Origin of the sequence: Gordonia sp. DT30, assembly GCF_049844915.1 — a bacterium.
In the GTDB taxonomy this organism is placed as follows: Bacteria; Actinomycetota; Actinomycetes; order Mycobacteriales; family Mycobacteriaceae; genus Gordonia.
Window position 1 is genome coordinate 20,839 of record NZ_JBNCLY010000011.1, and the last position, 15,073, is coordinate 35,911.

At 68.8% G+C, this 15,073-nt stretch carries 13 protein-coding genes; 6 read left to right on the plus strand and 7 right to left on the minus strand.

Annotated features, from left to right (window positions below; all coding sequences use genetic code 11):
* Nucleotides 1-48: 48 nt before the first annotated feature.
* Nucleotides 49-894, plus strand: a complete 846-nt coding sequence (locus tag ACLQ3C_RS12165; RefSeq protein WP_425705327.1) for an RDD family protein — start codon at nt 49-51, stop codon at nt 892-894.
* Nucleotides 895-954: 60 nt separating this feature from the next.
* On the opposite strand, the gene ACLQ3C_RS12170 is transcribed toward ACLQ3C_RS12165, so the two are convergent.
* A complete protein-coding gene (locus ACLQ3C_RS12170; RefSeq protein WP_425705328.1) occupies nt 955-2,298 on the minus strand; it encodes an MFS transporter in 1,344 nt (447 codons plus the stop codon).
* Nucleotides 2,299-2,363: 65 nt separating this feature from the next.
* Between ACLQ3C_RS12170 and ACLQ3C_RS12175 the strand changes: the two genes are divergently transcribed.
* Nucleotides 2,364-3,119, plus strand: a complete 756-nt coding sequence (locus tag ACLQ3C_RS12175; protein WP_425705329.1) for an ArsR/SmtB family transcription factor — start codon at nt 2,364-2,366, stop codon at nt 3,117-3,119.
* Nucleotides 3,120-3,125: 6 nt separating this feature from the next.
* Here ACLQ3C_RS12175 and ACLQ3C_RS12180 read toward each other — a convergent pair whose 3' ends face one another.
* Entirely contained in the window at nt 3,126-4,322 is a 1,197-nt protein-coding gene (locus ACLQ3C_RS12180) for an acyl-CoA dehydrogenase family protein (RefSeq protein WP_425705330.1), read from the minus strand.
* 66 nt (nt 4,323-4,388) lie between these two features.
* Nucleotides 4,389-7,286, minus strand: a complete 2,898-nt coding sequence (leuS, locus tag ACLQ3C_RS12185; RefSeq protein ID WP_425705331.1) for a leucine--tRNA ligase — start codon at nt 7,284-7,286, stop codon at nt 4,389-4,391.
* A 150-nt stretch (nt 7,287-7,436) separates the two neighbouring features.
* On the opposite strand from leuS, the gene ACLQ3C_RS12190 reads away from it, so the two are divergent.
* Together ACLQ3C_RS12190 and ACLQ3C_RS12195 are read left to right on the plus strand one after the other, a co-directional pair.
* Nucleotides 7,437-7,982, plus strand: coding sequence for an SdpI family protein (locus ACLQ3C_RS12190; RefSeq protein ID WP_425705332.1), 546 nt, complete (start codon nt 7,437-7,439; stop codon nt 7,980-7,982).
* Between the two features lie 6 nt (nt 7,983-7,988).
* Nucleotides 7,989-8,999: a bile acid:sodium symporter family protein gene (locus tag ACLQ3C_RS12195; RefSeq protein WP_425705333.1), complete on the plus strand. Its 1,011-nt coding sequence runs from the start codon at nt 7,989-7,991 to the stop codon at nt 8,997-8,999.
* Here ACLQ3C_RS12195 and ACLQ3C_RS12200 read toward each other — a convergent pair.
* Together ACLQ3C_RS12200 and ACLQ3C_RS12205 are read right to left on the minus strand one after the other, a co-directional pair.
* A complete protein-coding gene (locus ACLQ3C_RS12200; protein ID WP_425705334.1) occupies nt 8,996-9,619 on the minus strand; it encodes a DedA family protein in 624 nt (207 codons plus the stop codon). The two genes, ACLQ3C_RS12195 and ACLQ3C_RS12200, sit on opposite strands and share 4 nt — an antisense overlap.
* A gap of 69 nt (nt 9,620-9,688) precedes the next feature.
* Entirely contained in the window at nt 9,689-10,366 is a 678-nt protein-coding gene (locus ACLQ3C_RS12205; RefSeq protein ID WP_425705430.1) for a YqgE/AlgH family protein, read from the minus strand.
* A 36-nt stretch (nt 10,367-10,402) separates the two neighbouring features.
* Between ACLQ3C_RS12205 and ACLQ3C_RS12210 the strand changes: the two genes are divergently transcribed.
* Nucleotides 10,403-11,746 carry an MFS transporter gene (locus ACLQ3C_RS12210; protein ID WP_425705335.1) on the plus strand — a complete coding sequence of 448 codons (1,344 nt, stop codon included), beginning with the start codon at nt 10,403-10,405 and terminating at the stop codon, nt 11,744-11,746.
* On the opposite strand, the gene ACLQ3C_RS12215 is transcribed toward ACLQ3C_RS12210, so the two are convergent.
* Entirely contained in the window at nt 11,713-12,270 is a 558-nt protein-coding gene (locus tag ACLQ3C_RS12215) for a hypothetical protein (protein ID WP_425705336.1), read from the minus strand. The two genes, ACLQ3C_RS12210 and ACLQ3C_RS12215, sit on opposite strands and share 34 nt — an antisense overlap.
* Before the next feature lie 105 nt (nt 12,271-12,375).
* Between ACLQ3C_RS12215 and ACLQ3C_RS12220 the strand changes: the two genes are divergently transcribed.
* The gene (locus ACLQ3C_RS12220; protein WP_425705337.1) at nt 12,376-13,470 is read left to right on the plus strand and encodes an aminotransferase class V-fold PLP-dependent enzyme; all 1,095 of its coding nucleotides are present in this window, start codon (nt 12,376-12,378) and stop codon (nt 13,468-13,470) included.
* A gap of 56 nt (nt 13,471-13,526) precedes the next feature.
* Here the strand turns inward: ACLQ3C_RS12220 and ACLQ3C_RS12225 are convergent, their stop codons facing one another.
* Entirely contained in the window at nt 13,527-14,999 is a 1,473-nt protein-coding gene (locus tag ACLQ3C_RS12225) for a CCA tRNA nucleotidyltransferase (protein ID WP_425705338.1), read from the minus strand.
* Nucleotides 15,000-15,073 lie beyond the last annotated feature (74 nt).

Genomic DNA, 15,073 nt, shown 5'->3' on the forward strand with positions numbered 1-15,073 from the left:
ATGACATGACGCGGCCGGGCCCGGCCGCGCGCCGCTAGAGTGTGGCGCATGTATCCGCAGCAGGTGGGTGGCCCGCCGGTGGCCTGGGGACAGGGTGCGAGCGCCACCGTCGGCGTCGGACGTGACGACCAGGTATCGGGCGAGGCGGTGGCACTGGATCTGCCGGCGGCGTCGTTCGGGCTGCGGGTCGTCTCCGGACTGATCGATCTGGTCCTCGGCTATCTGCTGCTGATCTTTCTCCTGTACCTGTCCTACAAGCTCGCCCACAACGTCGATGCCGCCCTGCTCGGCGCGTGCGTCACACTGTCGTCGGTTCTCGCGCTCGCCGCATTGCCGACGACGTTGGAGACCACCACCCGCGGCAAGACCGTCGGGCACTGGGTGCTGGGGCTTCGAACCGTGCGCGAGGACGCGGGACCGATCCGGTTCCGGCATGCGCTGACCCGGGCGATGATCGGGGTCGTCGAGATCTACACCTTCTTCGGCGTGCCCGCGATGATCTGCGCGGCCATCAACCGGCGCAACAAGCGTGTCGGCGATCTGGTGGCGGGCACCTACGTCATCCGTGAGCGCTTCACGCTCACCCTGCCCGAGCCGGTACCGATGCCCCCACACCTCGCATCGTGGACCGCCACCGCCGACATCGCCCCGCTCCCCGCTCCGGTCGCGATCTCGGTGCGCCAGTTCCTGATTCGACGAGACGGCTACACCCCGCCCGCCCGCGCCGCGCTGGCGCAGCGGCTGACCTTCGCGATCGCCCCGTATGTGGCGCCCGCTCCTCCGGCCGGCGCGCCGGCCGAGGACATCCTCGCGGCGGTGATGGCACAGCGTCGCGCCCGCGACGGCGAGCGGCTGGCACGCGACGAACGGCTGCGGGAACGACTGTTGCGCTGAGTGTTCGGCCCGACGGTGCACATCAGACCCGACGGTGCACATCAGACCCGACGGTGCACATCAGACCCGACGGTGCAGTGCCAGACACCAGCCACCGGTGAGGGCGAAAGCAAGTCCCGCTCCGACGAACAAGCCCGCGGAATGGGAGACGAACTGTGCCGCACCGGCGGGGCCGGCGACGGTCGCAAAGATCGCGACCCCCAGCGCGCCGCCGGTCTGGCGGCTGGTGTTGCTCGCGCCCGAGGCCGTGCCGGGAGAGCCGGGGACGGCCTGCAGCGCCGCGGCGACGATCGCCGGGGTGAGAATGCCCAATCCCGCACCCCACACCGCGAGCGACACGACGAGAACCCACAGGTCGTCGCCGACGATGCCGATGGCCATCCCACCGAATCCGACCGCGCCGACGAGCAATCCCAGACTGCTGGTGCGCCAGGCACCGATGCGGGCCGAGAGCCGGCCCGCCGGTGCCCCGAGCAGCGGCAGCGGCGCCATTGCCGGGAGCATCGCCAGCCCTGCCACGAGCGGGCTGCGGTGATGCACATCCTGGAAGACCTGGGTCAGCAGGAACAGCCCGCCGAGCGTCGCGAGGTTCATCAGGGCGGCCACACCGCACGCCTGTGCCAGTACGCTGCGCGCCTGGCGCGAGACGCTGATCAGCGGATACCGCGCGCGGCGTTCGACGACCACGAATGCCGTGCCCGCCACCACCGCCGCCACCGCGAGCCCACCGGCGACACCGACGTCGTCCGGCGCCGTGATGATCGCGCTCACCACCCCGGCGAGCGCAGCCACCAGCAGCACGGCACCCGCCACATCGACCCGGCCTGAGACGCTCCCCGAGGTTCCGCGCGGCGCGCGGAGAACGGGGACCAGCGCGAGCACGATGAACGGCACCGCGAGCCAGAACACCGCACGCCACCCGAGCGTTTGGACCAGCACGCCGCCGACCACCGGTCCGGCAGGCAGCGCCGCCCCGCCGATCGCGGCCCAGATGCCCACGAGTCGGGTACGGGCCGCGGCATCCGGCGTGCGCTCGACGAGCATCGCCAGCGTGCCCGGCAGCATGAGTGCCGCGCCGGCACCCTGCCCGGCCCGCGCGGCGATGAGCACCCCCATCGTCGGCGCCAGGGCACATGCCACCGAGGCCGCCCCGAACACGATCATGCCGAGGACGACGATGCGCCGATGTCCCAGCCGATCCCCCACCGCACCCGCGGCGAGCAGCAGTGCGGCCAGGGGGACCGAGTAGCCGTCCACGATCCACGCCAGCCCCGACGCACCGGCTCGCAGATCGGAGTTGATCTGTGGCAGCGCAACATTGACGACCGTCACGTCGAGCAGAATCAAGAAGTAGCCCAGGCACAGAGCGAGTACCAGCGACCACGGTGGACGATCCAGAGCCATGCATCCGATGATCACCGGTGAATGTTTCACTCGGCGTCGAAACATTTCGCTCGTAGCATCGGGACATGCCTTCCGCATGCGACCGACACCAGGGTCAGCCCGACATCGCCGGGCTCGCATCGGCCTTCGCCGACCCGCGCCGCGTGCGCGTGCTGGTGGCGCTGGCGGACGGGCGCGCCCTTCCGGCCGGACGTCTCGCGCAGGAGGCCGGAGTCGCGGCGTCGACGGTCAGCAACCATCTGTCGGTACTGCTGGCACATGAGCTCGTCACCGTCGAACAGCAAGGGCGCCACCGCTATTACCGGCTGGCCAACGGCGAGGTCGAGCGCGTCCTGAGCGCTCTCGCCGCCCTGGCCCCGCAGACTCCCGTCACCTCGCTGCGGGAGCACACTCGTGCCGCGGCGCTGCGCACCGCACGTACCTGCTATCACCATCTCGCCGGGCAGGCCGGCACCGAACTGTTCCGACGGTTCCTCGGCGCGGGATGGATCACCGGCGGTGACGGTCTGCACCACCCCGGTACCGACGACCGATTGTCTGCACCGGGCAGGGCCGTCGACTACTCGCTCACCTCACGGGGTGCCGACGCGTTGGCGTCGTGGCAGATCCCGTCTCGGCTGCTGGCCACCGGGCAGCCCTTGCGCTACTGCGTCGACTGGACCGAGCAGGCCCACCATCTCGGGGGCCCGCTCGGAACGGCCGTCACGGCCCGGCTGCTCGATCTCGGCTGGATACGGCGTGGCCGGGTGCCCCGCAGCATCCGGGTCACCGCGGCCGGCCGCGAGGGCCTGCACACGCTTGTGGTCCCGGCGGCTACTTGAGGTCGGCTACTTGAGGTCGGCGCTGGACTTGCCGAGCACGCGGCGCGCGATGATCAGCTGCTGGATCTGCTGAGTGCCCTCGAAGATGTCGAGGATCTTGGCGTCACGCGCCCACTTCTCCAGCAACATCGTCTCCGAGAAGGCAGCTGTCGCACCGATTTCCACCGCCTTGTTGGTGATGTCGGTGACCGTCCGGCCGGCCTTGGCCTTCGACATCGACGCCTCGGCCGAGTTGGGCACCTTGTTGTCGGCCATCCAGGCGGCGCGCAGCGCGAGCAACCACGAAGCCTCCCAATCGGATTCGAGTCGGATGAACTCGGCGACGGCGGCGTGCTGGGCGGCGGCGGGCGCATCGTAGTCGATGGTGTGGCCGGCCTCCTCGAGCAGACGGCGCAGTTCCTCGAGCGCGGCCCGACCCACGCCCACGGCCATCGCGGCGACCACCGGGCGGGTGTTGTCGAAGGTCGCCATCACTCCGGCGAAGGCCTTCTTGGTCTCCACTTCCGGTGAGCCGAGCAGATTTTCGGCAGGCACCCGGGCGTTCTCGAAGCGCAGGACCGCGGTGTCGGAGGCCTTGATCCCGAGCTTGTGCTCGAGCCGGGCCACACTCACGCCGTCGGTGTCCATCGGGACGACGAAGCTCTTGATGGCGGCGCGGCCGGCGCTCTTGTCCACGGTGGCCCACACGACGACGTGATCGGCGCGCGAACCCGCCGTCACAAAGATCTTCTCCCCGTTGATGACGTAGTCCTCGCCGTCGCGGGTGGCCGTCGTCGACACCGCGGCCGAGTCGGAGCCGAAGCTGGGTTCGGTGATCGCCATCGATGCCCAGACGTCGGAGAACTTCTCGAGCTGCTCCGGATTGGCGACGGCGGCGATCGCGGCGTTGCCCAGTCCCTGGTACGGGATCGAGAGCATCAGGGCGACGTCGCCCCAGCTCATCTCGACGCCCTGCAGCACGCCGCGGATGTTTGCGCCGTTGACCGTATCGGCGGCGTCACCCGAATCGGCGCCCTTGTCGGACTCCTTGGCCTTCGTGCGCGCCTCCCGGGCGAGTTTGGCGAAGTCGTCGAGCTCCTTGGGGTACTCGTGTTCGGCCGCGTCGTAGGTGCGGGAGATGGGTCGGAAGATGTGCTCGGCCGCCAGGTGGGCCTGCTCGACGGCAGTGTCGAACTTCGTCGGAAGCTCCAGGTTGATCGCCATGCGCGTGATCTTACTCAAAAGTAAGTTTCTTTCCAATCCCCCACGGCGATCGCGGTGCCCCGACCGTCAGGGGACGATGTTGACCAGCCGGCCGGGAACCACGATCACCTTGCGGGGCTCGCCGTCGAGCAGCTCGACGATCTTCTCGTCGGCGAGCGCGGCCGCGCGCAGCGTGGCCTCGTCGGCGTCGGCGGGAACGGTGATGCGGCTTCTGACCTTTCCCTTCACCTGCACCGCGATCTCGACGGACTCGTCGACCAGCCACCGCTCGTCGGCGACCGGGAACGGAGCATGCACCAGCAGCTCGTCGTGTCCGAGGCGATGCCACAGCTCCTCGGCGACGTGCGGGGCCAGCGGGGCCAGCATCATCACCAGCGGCTCGACGGCCCCACGCGGTGCGCCGGACTTCTCCCCGGATGTCTCGAAATTCTTGGTCAGATGATTGGTGAGCTTGATCAACGCGGCGAGGGCGATGTTATTGCGCAGCTCCGCGAACTCCCCGCGAACCTCGGCGATCGTCTTGTGCAGCAACCGCTTTGTTGCCTCATCGGATTCGGTGTCGGCCACGTGCACCGCGCCGGACTCCTCGTCGACGACCAGTCGCCAGACGCGCTGCAGGAACCGCTGAAGTCCCACAACGTCTTTGGTCGCCCACGGGCGGGACTGGTCCAGCGGACCCATGTACATCTCATAGAGCCGCAGGGTGTCGGCGCCGTAGTCGTCGGCGATGTCGTCGGGGGTCACCGCGTTCTTCAGTGACTTACCCATCTTGCCGTACTCCTGGGTGACCTTCTCGCCGTTGTGGAAGAAGGTGCCCTCACGCTCGGTCACCTCGTCGGCGGGCACATGGATACCGCGCGCATCCTTGTAGGCGTACGCCTGGATCATGCCCTGGTTGAACAGCTTTCGGTACGGCTCCCGACTGGAGACGTAACCGAGGTCGTAGAGGACCTTGTGCCAGAACCGGGAGTACAGCAGATGCAGGACGGCGTGCTCGACACCACCGATATAGAGGTCGAGACCGCCGGGGTCGTTCGGCCCGTGCAACTGCGGTCGCGGTCCCATCCAGTACGCCTCGTTCTCCTTGGCGCACAAGGTTTCCGCGTTGGTGGGATCGATGTAGCGCAGCTGATACCAGGAGCTGCCCGCCCACTGCGGCATCACGTTGGTGTCGCGGGTGTAGGTCGCCGGACCGTCGCCGAGGTCGAGTTCGACCGTCACCCAATCGGTCGCCTTGGCCAGCGGTGGTGACGGCTCCGAATCCGGGCTCTCCGGGTCGAAGGACACCGGTGCGTAGTCGTCGACCTCCGGGAGTTCCACCGGCAGCATCGATTCCGGCAATGCATGCGCCTGTCCCTGCGCGTCGTAGACGATCGGGAACGGCTCACCCCAGTAGCGCTGACGGGCGAAGAGCCAGTCGCGCAACCGGTATTGCACGGTCCCCTCGCCTGCACCGAGTTCTTCGAGCCGGTCGACGACCGCGGCCTTGGCCTCCTCGACCCGCAGGCCGTCGAGAAATCCGGAGTTGACCAGCGGGCCGTCACCGACATACGCCTCGGCCTCGACGCCCTGATCGGAACCGATGACCTCGATGATCGGCAGTCGGAAAGTCGTCGCGAACTCGTGGTCACGGGTGTCGTGGGCGGGCACCGCCATGATCGCACCCGTACCGTAACCCATCAGCACGTAGTCGGCGATGAAGACCGGTACCTGCTGCCCGTCAACGGGATTCGTCGCGAAGGTGCCGGTGAAGACACCGGTCTTCTCCTTGTTCTCCTGCCGTTCCAGATCGGATTTGGCCACGATGGCCGCCCGATAGTCCGCGATCGCCTCGCGCGGACCCGATGCGCCCCCGGTCCACCGCTCGTCGGTGTCGGCCGGCCAGTGGTCGGCGGTGAGTCCATCGACGAGCGGATGCTCCGGACTCAGCACCACGTAGGTCGCGCCGAACAGCGTGTCGGGACGGGTGGTGAACACCTCGATGTCGGTGCCGGCGGCTGCACCGTCGGCAACCGTGAACCGGACCTGGGCGCCGCGGGACCGTCCGATCCAGTTGCGCTGCATCGTCTTGACCTTCTCCGGCCAGTCCAGGTCGTCGAGGTCGTCGAGCAGCCGGTCGGAGTAGGCGGTGATCCGCATCATCCACTGCCGCAGATGCTTACGGAACACTGGGAAGTTCCCGCGATCACTACGGCCGTCGGCGGTGACCTCCTCGTTGGCCAGCACCGTGCCCAGACCCGGACACCAGTTGACCAGCGAATCACTCTGGTACACCAGCCGATACGAGTCGATCACCGCGTTGCGTTCGGCGGCCGACAGGTCGGCCCAGCCGCGCCCGTCGAACTTCTCGTGACCGTCGAGAGTGCGTGCCCCCGAATCGAATTCGTCGATCAGCTCCGAGATGGGGCGGGCCTTGCGCTGATCGGTGTCGTAGAAGGCGTTGTAGATCTGCAGGAAGATCCACTGCGTCCAGCGGTAGAACTCCACGTCGGTGGTGGCGATCCGGCGACGCTCGTCGTGGCCGAGCCCCAGCCGCCGGATCTGCGCGAGGTAGCGCTCGATGTTGGCCTCGGTGGTGGTCCGCGGATGCGTTCCGGTCTGCACCGCGTACTGCTCGGCCGGCAGGCCGAAGGCGTCGAAGCCCATCGTGTGCAAGACGTTCTTGCCGGTCATCCGGGCAAACCGCGCGAAGACGTCGCTGGCGATGAAGCCCAGCGGATGCCCGACGTGCAGCCCCGTACCCGAGGGGTAGGGGAACATGTCCTGAACGAAGACCTTGTCGGGGGCGTCGCGACCGCCACCGCCGAACGCGCTCAGATCACCCGCGAGTGGGCCGACGGGATTGGGTGCCTCGTAGGCATGCCGATCCGACCAGTTGCGCTGCCAGCGTCGCTCGATCTGCCCGGCCAGCTCGGCCGTGTAGCGATGGGCGCCCGGGCCGGTCACTCCTGCTGCATTCGACATGGCACCGCTGCTGGGCGAAGTATCCGCTGAAGTCACCCAACCAGCGTAAATGGTGGCCCGAGCGGAGCTGCACCGGCCGGGGCATGCGCATCCGCTGGGTGGGCGCCGGTCGGTTTCGCGGGGATCCGTGCGGACTCGTATGGTGGTCGCGTGAGTGTTGTGTCCCTCGTGGTCGCCGTCTGCGTGTTCGTCCTCGCCCTCGTCTGGGCGGCGGTGGGCGTCGCGGGCCTGCGCGGCACCTTGCGGCGCAACCGCTGGCTCGGCGTCCGCTCCACGGAAACGCTTGCCTCAGAGGAGGCCTTTCGGCTGGCCAATCGGGTCGCCGCACCGGGCACTCTCGGTGCCGCGGTCATCCTGGTGGCCGGCGGACTACTGACCTTGGGCGTCGAGGGCACCTGGCGATTCCTGTTCGGCCTCGGCGCCCTGATCGCGGCGCTGGTGGTCGTCGGCGTCGTCAGTGGTTACGGGGTGCGCGCGTCCCGGTGGGCCACCGACGCGGATTCCGACGCAGGCTGCGGCTGCTGCTCGGGTGCGCATTCCCACGACTCGGCGCCCGACTCGGGACCGGCGGCGGATCCGGGACCGGCCGCGGCCGCCGACTGCGGCGAGTCGAGCTGCGCGTCGTGCACCCTGCGCGGGGTCTGCGCCGCCGATGGCGCTGGGTCACCGGGCACACGCGACGCCGCCCAGGCCTGAGCCCGCATGCGCTCGCTGCTGAGCCGATCGCCCATCGACGGCTTCGTCCTGGCGATCCTGGCCGCGGTCGTGGTCGCGGCGTTCTTCCCCGCCCGGGGCGACTTCGCCGATGCGCTCGACTGGGTGGTCGTGGTCGCCATCGGCTTCCTCTTCTTCTTGTACGGCGCCCGCCTACATCCACGGCAGGCGCTCGAAGGGCTCACGCACTGGCGACTGCACCTGATCATCCTGTCGTTCACATTCGTGTTGTTCCCGCTCATCGGGCTGGCGCTGCAGCCGGCGCTGCGCCCACTCATCGGCGGCGACCTGGCCTCGGGGGTCCTGTACCTGTGTCTGGTGCCCTCGACGGTGCAGTCGTCGATCGCCTTCACCTCGATGGCGCGCGGCAACGTCGCCGGTGCCATCGTGAGCGCGTCCGCGTCGAACCTGCTCGGTGTGGTCCTGACCCCGGTGCTGGTGGTCCTGTTGATGTCGGGGACGAGCGGCGTGCACATCACCGGGTCGCAGATCCTGGAGATCCTGCTGGAGATCCTGGTGCCGTTCGTTCTCGGGCAACTGTGCCGGCCGCTGGTCACGCCCATCCTCACGCGCTTCGCCGAGCCGACCAAGTACGTCGATCGTGGGTCGATCGTGCTCGTCGTCTATGCCGCCTTCGGTGAAGGCGTGCGCAACGGGATCTGGTCCATGGTCAGCCCGTGGCAGGTGATCGCGATGGCAGTCATCTCGATCGCGCTGGTCATCGCGATGCTGTGGTTCACCGGGTGGCTGCCGCGGCGCCTCGGGTTCAGCCGCGAGGACCAGATCGCCATCCAGTTCTGTGGCACCAAGAAGAGTCTGGCGACCGGCCTGCCGATGGCGACGGTTCTGTTCAGCGGATCTGTCGTGGGACTCATCGTGCTGCCGTTGATGATCTTTCATCAGGTACAGCTGATCATCTGCTCGTGGTTGGCGGGCCGCTACGGGCGAACGGCGGCACAGGCCGATATCGAAAGTGAGCCGGGCGGGGCCGGCTCCTAGCCGACGTCCCCGCGCCGCCGACGACGCAACAGCCAGGTGACGATGTAGAAGACCACCACCGCCGCGACCATGGCGATCACCGCGTAGAGCAAGATGGTTGCGCCGAGCACCGCGCCGGCGAAGTAGCCGACCAAGAGCACTGCCGCGGCCCAGGACAATGCGCCGACCGCGTCGGCGACCCCGAATCGGGCGAAGTTCATCCGGGTGATCCCGGCCATCCGCGGCACGATGGTCCGCACGTATCCGATCCACCGGCCGGTTCCCACGACAAGCAAGCCGGAGTGCTCGAGACGGTAGCCGGCGCTGTCCCAGCGCTGCTCACCGAATCGGCGGCCCAGTGCGGAGTCCTTGAGTCGCTGCCCGCCGTGGCGGCCGATCCAGTATCCGGTCGCGTCCCCGGCGACCGCGCACAGCGCGACCACCACCACCAGCCAGCCGATGTTGGTCGGCCCGATCGCCGCGGCCACCCCGGCGGCGAGCAGCACCGCTTCGCTGGGCATGATCAGTCCCGCCAGCAGGAATGCGGTCTCCAGGTAGACCATGCCCGCCGCGATCAGATAAACCGCCCAGGATGGCACCGACTCGATGATGCCGATGAGCCAGTCGGCGATCGCATCCACCAGGCGAGAATAGTGCTCGCCCGGGAGATACCTGCTTTGTGCTGGTCAGCGCCCACCTGGGCGACGCCCTCAGTTCCCGGTGACGTCGACGGGATGGGTGGCCAGCAGCGGCGCCGGCCACGGCTGTCGCCGGAGCACCTCGGCCCAGACGTCGGCGCCCGGGGGCGCGAGGATGTCGCGCGGCAACGCCGACGCGGGCATCCAGCTGTCCTGGGCCATCTCCGCCTCGAGCTGACCGATCCCCCAGCCGGCGTAACCGGCGAAGATGCGCACGCCCTCGAGCACCGGGGCGATCAGCTCCGGGTCGGCGTCGAGGTCGACGAGTACGACCCGGCCGCCGACCGGCCGGATCTGCTCCTGATCACTGATGTCGGCGCCGGCGCGCACGACGCCGAGGCAGAGCGCCGAATCCTGGTTGACCGGTCCGCCGATGAACAGCGCACGCGGCTGCGCGGCCAGATCCGTCCACGCCGGGACGACGGTGTGCACCGCGGTCTGACTGACCCGGTTCAGCACCACTCCGAGACTGCCCGAGTCATTGTGCTCGATGACATAGATCACCGTCCGCGCGAAGGTGGACTCGAGCAGACCAGTCGAGGAGATCAGCAGTGAGCCGGACCGAATGCTGTTCGCCGACTCGATGTCTCGCGCCGACTCCGCGGCGTGCTCGCCGTCACCGCGACCGCCGTCGGGCCGGTCACGGCCGAGATCGTCTGCGCTGTCACCGCCGTCCACGGGATCCATCATCGCATGACCGGCCCGCCCGGTCGGTAATGTAGGCACGTGAATTCCGCGGTGACCGAAGGTGCGTCGTCGTGGAAGATTTTCATCCATTCCCTGAACCATTCGCCTGGTCTCGGCCGGCTCCTCGCCGTGCGTTTGACCAGTCAACTCACCGACGGTGTCTTCCAGGCCGCGCTCATCGGTGGCGTGCTGTTCAATCCCGAACGGCACGCCGATCCGCTCGCCGCGGCCCTCGGGTTCGCGGTGCTGCTGCTTCCGTATTCGGTCATCGGCCCTTTTGCCGGGGCGTTGCTGGACAGGTGGGATCGGCGCAACGTCCTGCTGTGGGCCAACGTGCTGCGTGCGGTGCTGATCGGTCTGGTGGCCGTCGCGATGGCCACCGGCGGCGCCGACACACTGGTGCTCATCAGCGCGCTCACCGTGACCGGTGCCAGCCGGTTCGTGGCATCGGGCTTGTCGGCGGCATTGCCGCACGTCGCCCACCGTGAGGTGATCGTCGCAACGAACGCGCTGTTCACGACGTTGGGCGGCGCGATGCTGTCGGTCGGCGCGGGTCTCACGCTCGGGGTGCGCGCACTGGTCGGCAATGACAACGTCGGCAGTGCCGAGACGATCCTCATCGGCGTCGTGCTGGCACTGGTCGCCGGGCTCGTCGCACATGGCTTCCCGGTACTCCAACTGGGCCCGGACCGGGCCGACGACCCCGGGCATTCCGCCGCACATGCGGTCGCGGTCGGCTTCGTGCACGGTGCCCGGGCCATCATCCGCTGCCGCCCCGCGGCTGCGGCGCTCTCGGCCATCGGCGTGCACCGATTCATCTTCGGCGTCAACACGCTGACGCTCTTCGTGTTCGCACGCCACGTCGACGGGGGCGGCGACGGACTGTCCCGGATCAGTCTGGTCCTCGGCTGTGTGGCCGCCGGTGCATTCGTCGCGGCGTTCACGACCCCGATTCTCGTCGCCCGCTTCGGCAGACGCGCCACCCTCGTCGCGATGCTCGCACTCGGGGCCCTCGCGCAACTGCTGCTGCTGACATTCACCATCCCGGGCTTCTGTACCGCCGCCATCGGACTCGGGCTGGTCGGCCAGACCACCAAGCTGTGCGGCGACGTCGCGATGCAGGTCGACATCGACGACACCGTGCGCGGACAGGTGTTCTCCGCCCAAGACGCGTTGTTCAACGTGGCCTACGTGCTGGCGATGGTCCTCACCGCGCTGGTCATCGGGCCGCAAGGCCGGTCGGTGACGCTCGTGCTGATCGGATGCGGGCTCTATCTGGTCGGCATCGTGGTGGTGCGCGCCGTGCATCCGCCCGGCCGCGATCGGCAACCCGGCCCGTTCGCCGAGGATCACCTGCCGAAACCGGGCGCCCCTTCCGCATAGGTCTGGTCGGCTACCCCGTCACCGTCGGAGTCGACGAGCACGTGATCGAAGGTGCCGTCGCCGTCGGAGTCGACGTAGACCCGGCGCACCGCGCCGTTCTCGACGTGCACCTCCAGGTCCGGGCTGCCGTCGCCGTCGAGGTCCCGCGACTCCACCCGGGCCCCGGACTCGGGCGGTGCGGTCGGGGCCGGCGGCGGCGCGGGGGGCGCGGCCGGCGATCTCGGCTCCGGTGGACCCGGGGCGGACGTGTCCGGCCTGGCCACGGCGATGGCCCAGACCCCGTCACCGGCATCACGGAAGTGGTGATCGGGGGTGCCGTCGTCGTCGAGGTCGAGCGCCGCCACATCGGCGATGCCGTCACCATCGATATCCCAGAGCAGGTCGTCGGCGCGGCCATCGCCGTCGAAGTCCAGCGATACCGCATCGAGCACACCGTCACCATCGGCATCGGTGTCGGCGACGCTGTGCCAGTGCGTCGGCTCACCCTCGCCGGTGCCGAACACGTACTCCAGGACCGGATCCATACGGTGTTGGACGCATCCGCAGGCGGATCGGTTCCCGTACTTCGACGGCGGATCGCTGCCGGTGTGGTGTCGCAGCCCGATGGGCACACGGTAGGTTCAACGGCTATGTACGTCAGCGTTCTCGGCGAGCAGTTCCACCGAGCGCGGCTGTCGCCGGCGATCACCCACCTCGACTCGGCGTCGGCGGGACGCTCGTCCAACGCCGTCATCGGGACGATCTCGGCGCATCTGTGGCGGGAGGCCGAGCGCGGCTCATACGTGGCCGCAGACGATCGTGCCGACGAGTTCGCCCGCGACACACGCGATCTCGCATCCCTGGTCGGCCACACCGCCGAAGAGCTGACGTTCCGGGAGAGCGCGCGGGCAGCGCTGCGGGCACTGCTCAACGGCTGGAGCCTGCCGGTGTCGACGACGGTGTGGGTGGCCAAGAACGAATTCGGGCCCAACCTCGTCGAATTCGAGCGGCGCGGGTACGCGGTGCGGCCGCTGCCCGACGGCGACGTCTACGGGCACATCGATCTCGATGCGCTGGAGAACATGCTGCAGTTCGAGCAGCCCGATTTCATCCACATCTGCCACATCGGGTCGATGTCGGGTGTGGTGCAACCGGTCACCCGAATCGTCGAGATCGCGCATGCCGCGCAGGTTCCCGTCGTCGTCGACATGGCGCAGTCGGTCGGCCACGTCCCCACCGTCACCGGCGCCGACGTCGTCTACGGCACCAGCCGCAAATGGCTCACCGGCCCGCGCGGCGTCGGCTTTCTGGCGGTCCGGCGTGACTCGCTGCGCACGGTGGAGATCGAGAGTTCCGAGGCGTTCCTGGCGGGCCGGCTCGGGCTCGGCGTGGCGGTCGCCGAACTACAGCAGATCGGCCAGCAGCGGGTTTTCCGCGAACTGGCCGCAGTCGGACGGGCCACCCGGGAACGACTCGACGGCATCGGCAGCTGGGCGATCGTCGAACCCATCGACGAACCGTCGGCGCTGGTCACCCTTGCACCCCCACCGGGCTGGCAGGACTCCGACCTGCGCACCGCCCGCGACCGGCTGTTCGACGAGCTCGGCATCCTCGTCACCGCCGCCGAATCGTGGCGCGCCCCGCTGGCCGGCGAGCAGGTGGTGTTGCGGATCAGCCCCCATCTGGACCTGCGGCGCGAAGATCTCGACCGACTGGCCGATGCCCTGCGCACGATGGGTTACTGAGAACCGGGGTTACTGAGAGCCGGGGTTACTGAGAGCCGGGATTACTGACAGACGGGTTACTTCGCGGTGTCGGCACGCCCGGCCCACCACTGCCGCAGTGCCTCTTCGGCGTCCTCGCGCGGCAGCGGCCCCCGGTCCAGCCGCAGTTCCTTGAGATATCGCCACGCCTCGCCGACGAGGGGGCCCGGCGGCATGCCGAGCAATTCCATGATCGCGTTGCCGTCGAGATCGGGGCGCACGCGCGCGAGGTCCTCGGCCGCCCGCAGGTCGGCGATGCGGTGCTCGAGATCGTCGTAGTTCTGCTGCAGGCGCCGCGCACGCCGTTTGTTGCGGGTCGTGCAGTCGGCCCGCACCAACTTGTTCAGCCGCTCCAGGAGCGGCCCGGCGTCGGTGATGTAGCGGCGGACCGCCGAATCCGTCCATGCCCCGTCGCCGTAGCCGTGAAAGCGCAAGTGCAAGAACACCAATGACGCGACGTCCTCGACGACGGCCTTCGGGTATTTCAACGCCCGCATGCGTTTGCGGACCATCTTCGCGCCGACGACCTCATGGTGGTGGAAACTGACGCCGCCGTTGGGTTCGTGCCGCCGGGTCGCGGGCTTGCCGATGTCGTGCAGCAGCGCCGCCCAGCGCAGCACGAGGTCGGGACCACCGTCTTCGAGGTCGATGGCCTGACGCAGCACCGTCAGCGAGTGCTGATAGACGTCCTTGTGCTGATGATGTTCGTCGATGGTCAGGCGCATACCGGGCAGCTCCGGCAGGATGCGTTCGGCGAGTCCGGTGTCGACCATCAATTCGATTGCCTCGATGGGATATTCACCGGCGATCATCTTGTCGAGCTCGACGCGGACACGCTCGGCGGTGATGCGGTCGATCTCTTCGGCCATCCCGGTGATCGCCTCGGCCACGCGCGGGGCCACCCGGAACCCCAGTTGCGAGACGAAGCGCACGGCGCGCAGCATGCGCAGCGGGTCGTCGCCGAAGGACTCCTGCGGGGTGGCCGGGGTGTCGATGACGCCGGCCAGTGCCGCGGACAGACCGTCGAGCGGGTCGTGGAATTCTTCGGCACCGCCACGGCCGATGCGCACGGCCATCGCATTGATCGTGAAGTCACGGCGCACGAGGTCGTCGTCGATGGAGTCGCCGAAGGTGACCTCGGGGTTGCGGCCGACGCGATCGTATTTCTCGGCCCGGTAGGTGGTGATCTCCAGGATGAGATCCTTGCGCCGGGCGCTGATGGTGCCGAATTCGATGCCGGTGTCCCAGATGGCGTCGGCCCATCCGGCCAGCAACTGCTGGACCTGTGCGGGGCGGGCGTCGGTGGTGAAGTCGAGGTCGGTGCCCAGGCGTCCGAGGACCGCGTCGCGCACCGACCCGCCGACGAGGTAGAGCTCGTGGCCGGCGTCGGCGAACAGGGTGCCGAGCGGTTCGGTGATGTCGGACAGATCGCGCAGGGTGACCGCCGCCGACGCGAGCAGCCGGGTGCGGCGCTCAGTGGTCGCGGTGGGGTCGTCGGCATGGTCTGTCACGGCACGTCAGCCTACCGGCGCCGGGAGCGAAGCGAGCGGGCCGTATCTGCCCGGCGCCGGGAGCGAAGCGAGCG

Coding starts and splice junctions, on each gene's coding strand:
- ACLQ3C_RS12180 (WP_425705330.1), bottom strand. CDS start 4,322: ATGGCGATCAACCTGGAGCTTCCGACGAAGTTCGACACTGCCGTCGAG.
- ACLQ3C_RS12165 (WP_425705327.1), top strand. CDS start 49: ATGTATCCGCAGCAGGTGGGTGGCCCGCCGGTGGCCTGGGGACAGGGT.
- ACLQ3C_RS12170 (WP_425705328.1), bottom strand. CDS start 2,298: ATGGCTCTGGATCGTCCACCGTGGTCGCTGGTACTCGCTCTGTGCCTG.
- ACLQ3C_RS12220 (WP_425705337.1), top strand. CDS start 12,376: ATGTACGTCAGCGTTCTCGGCGAGCAGTTCCACCGAGCGCGGCTGTCG.
- ACLQ3C_RS12205 (WP_425705430.1), bottom strand. CDS start 10,366: ATGATGGATCCCGTGGACGGCGGTGACAGCGCAGACGATCTCGGCCGT.
- leuS (WP_425705331.1), bottom strand. CDS start 7,286: ATGTCGAATGCAGCAGGAGTGACCGGCCCGGGCGCCCATCGCTACACG.
- ACLQ3C_RS12215 (WP_425705336.1), bottom strand. CDS start 12,270: ATGGATCCGGTCCTGGAGTACGTGTTCGGCACCGGCGAGGGTGAGCCG.
- ACLQ3C_RS12175 (WP_425705329.1), top strand. CDS start 2,364: ATGCCTTCCGCATGCGACCGACACCAGGGTCAGCCCGACATCGCCGGG.
- ACLQ3C_RS12195 (WP_425705333.1), top strand. CDS start 7,989: ATGCGCTCGCTGCTGAGCCGATCGCCCATCGACGGCTTCGTCCTGGCG.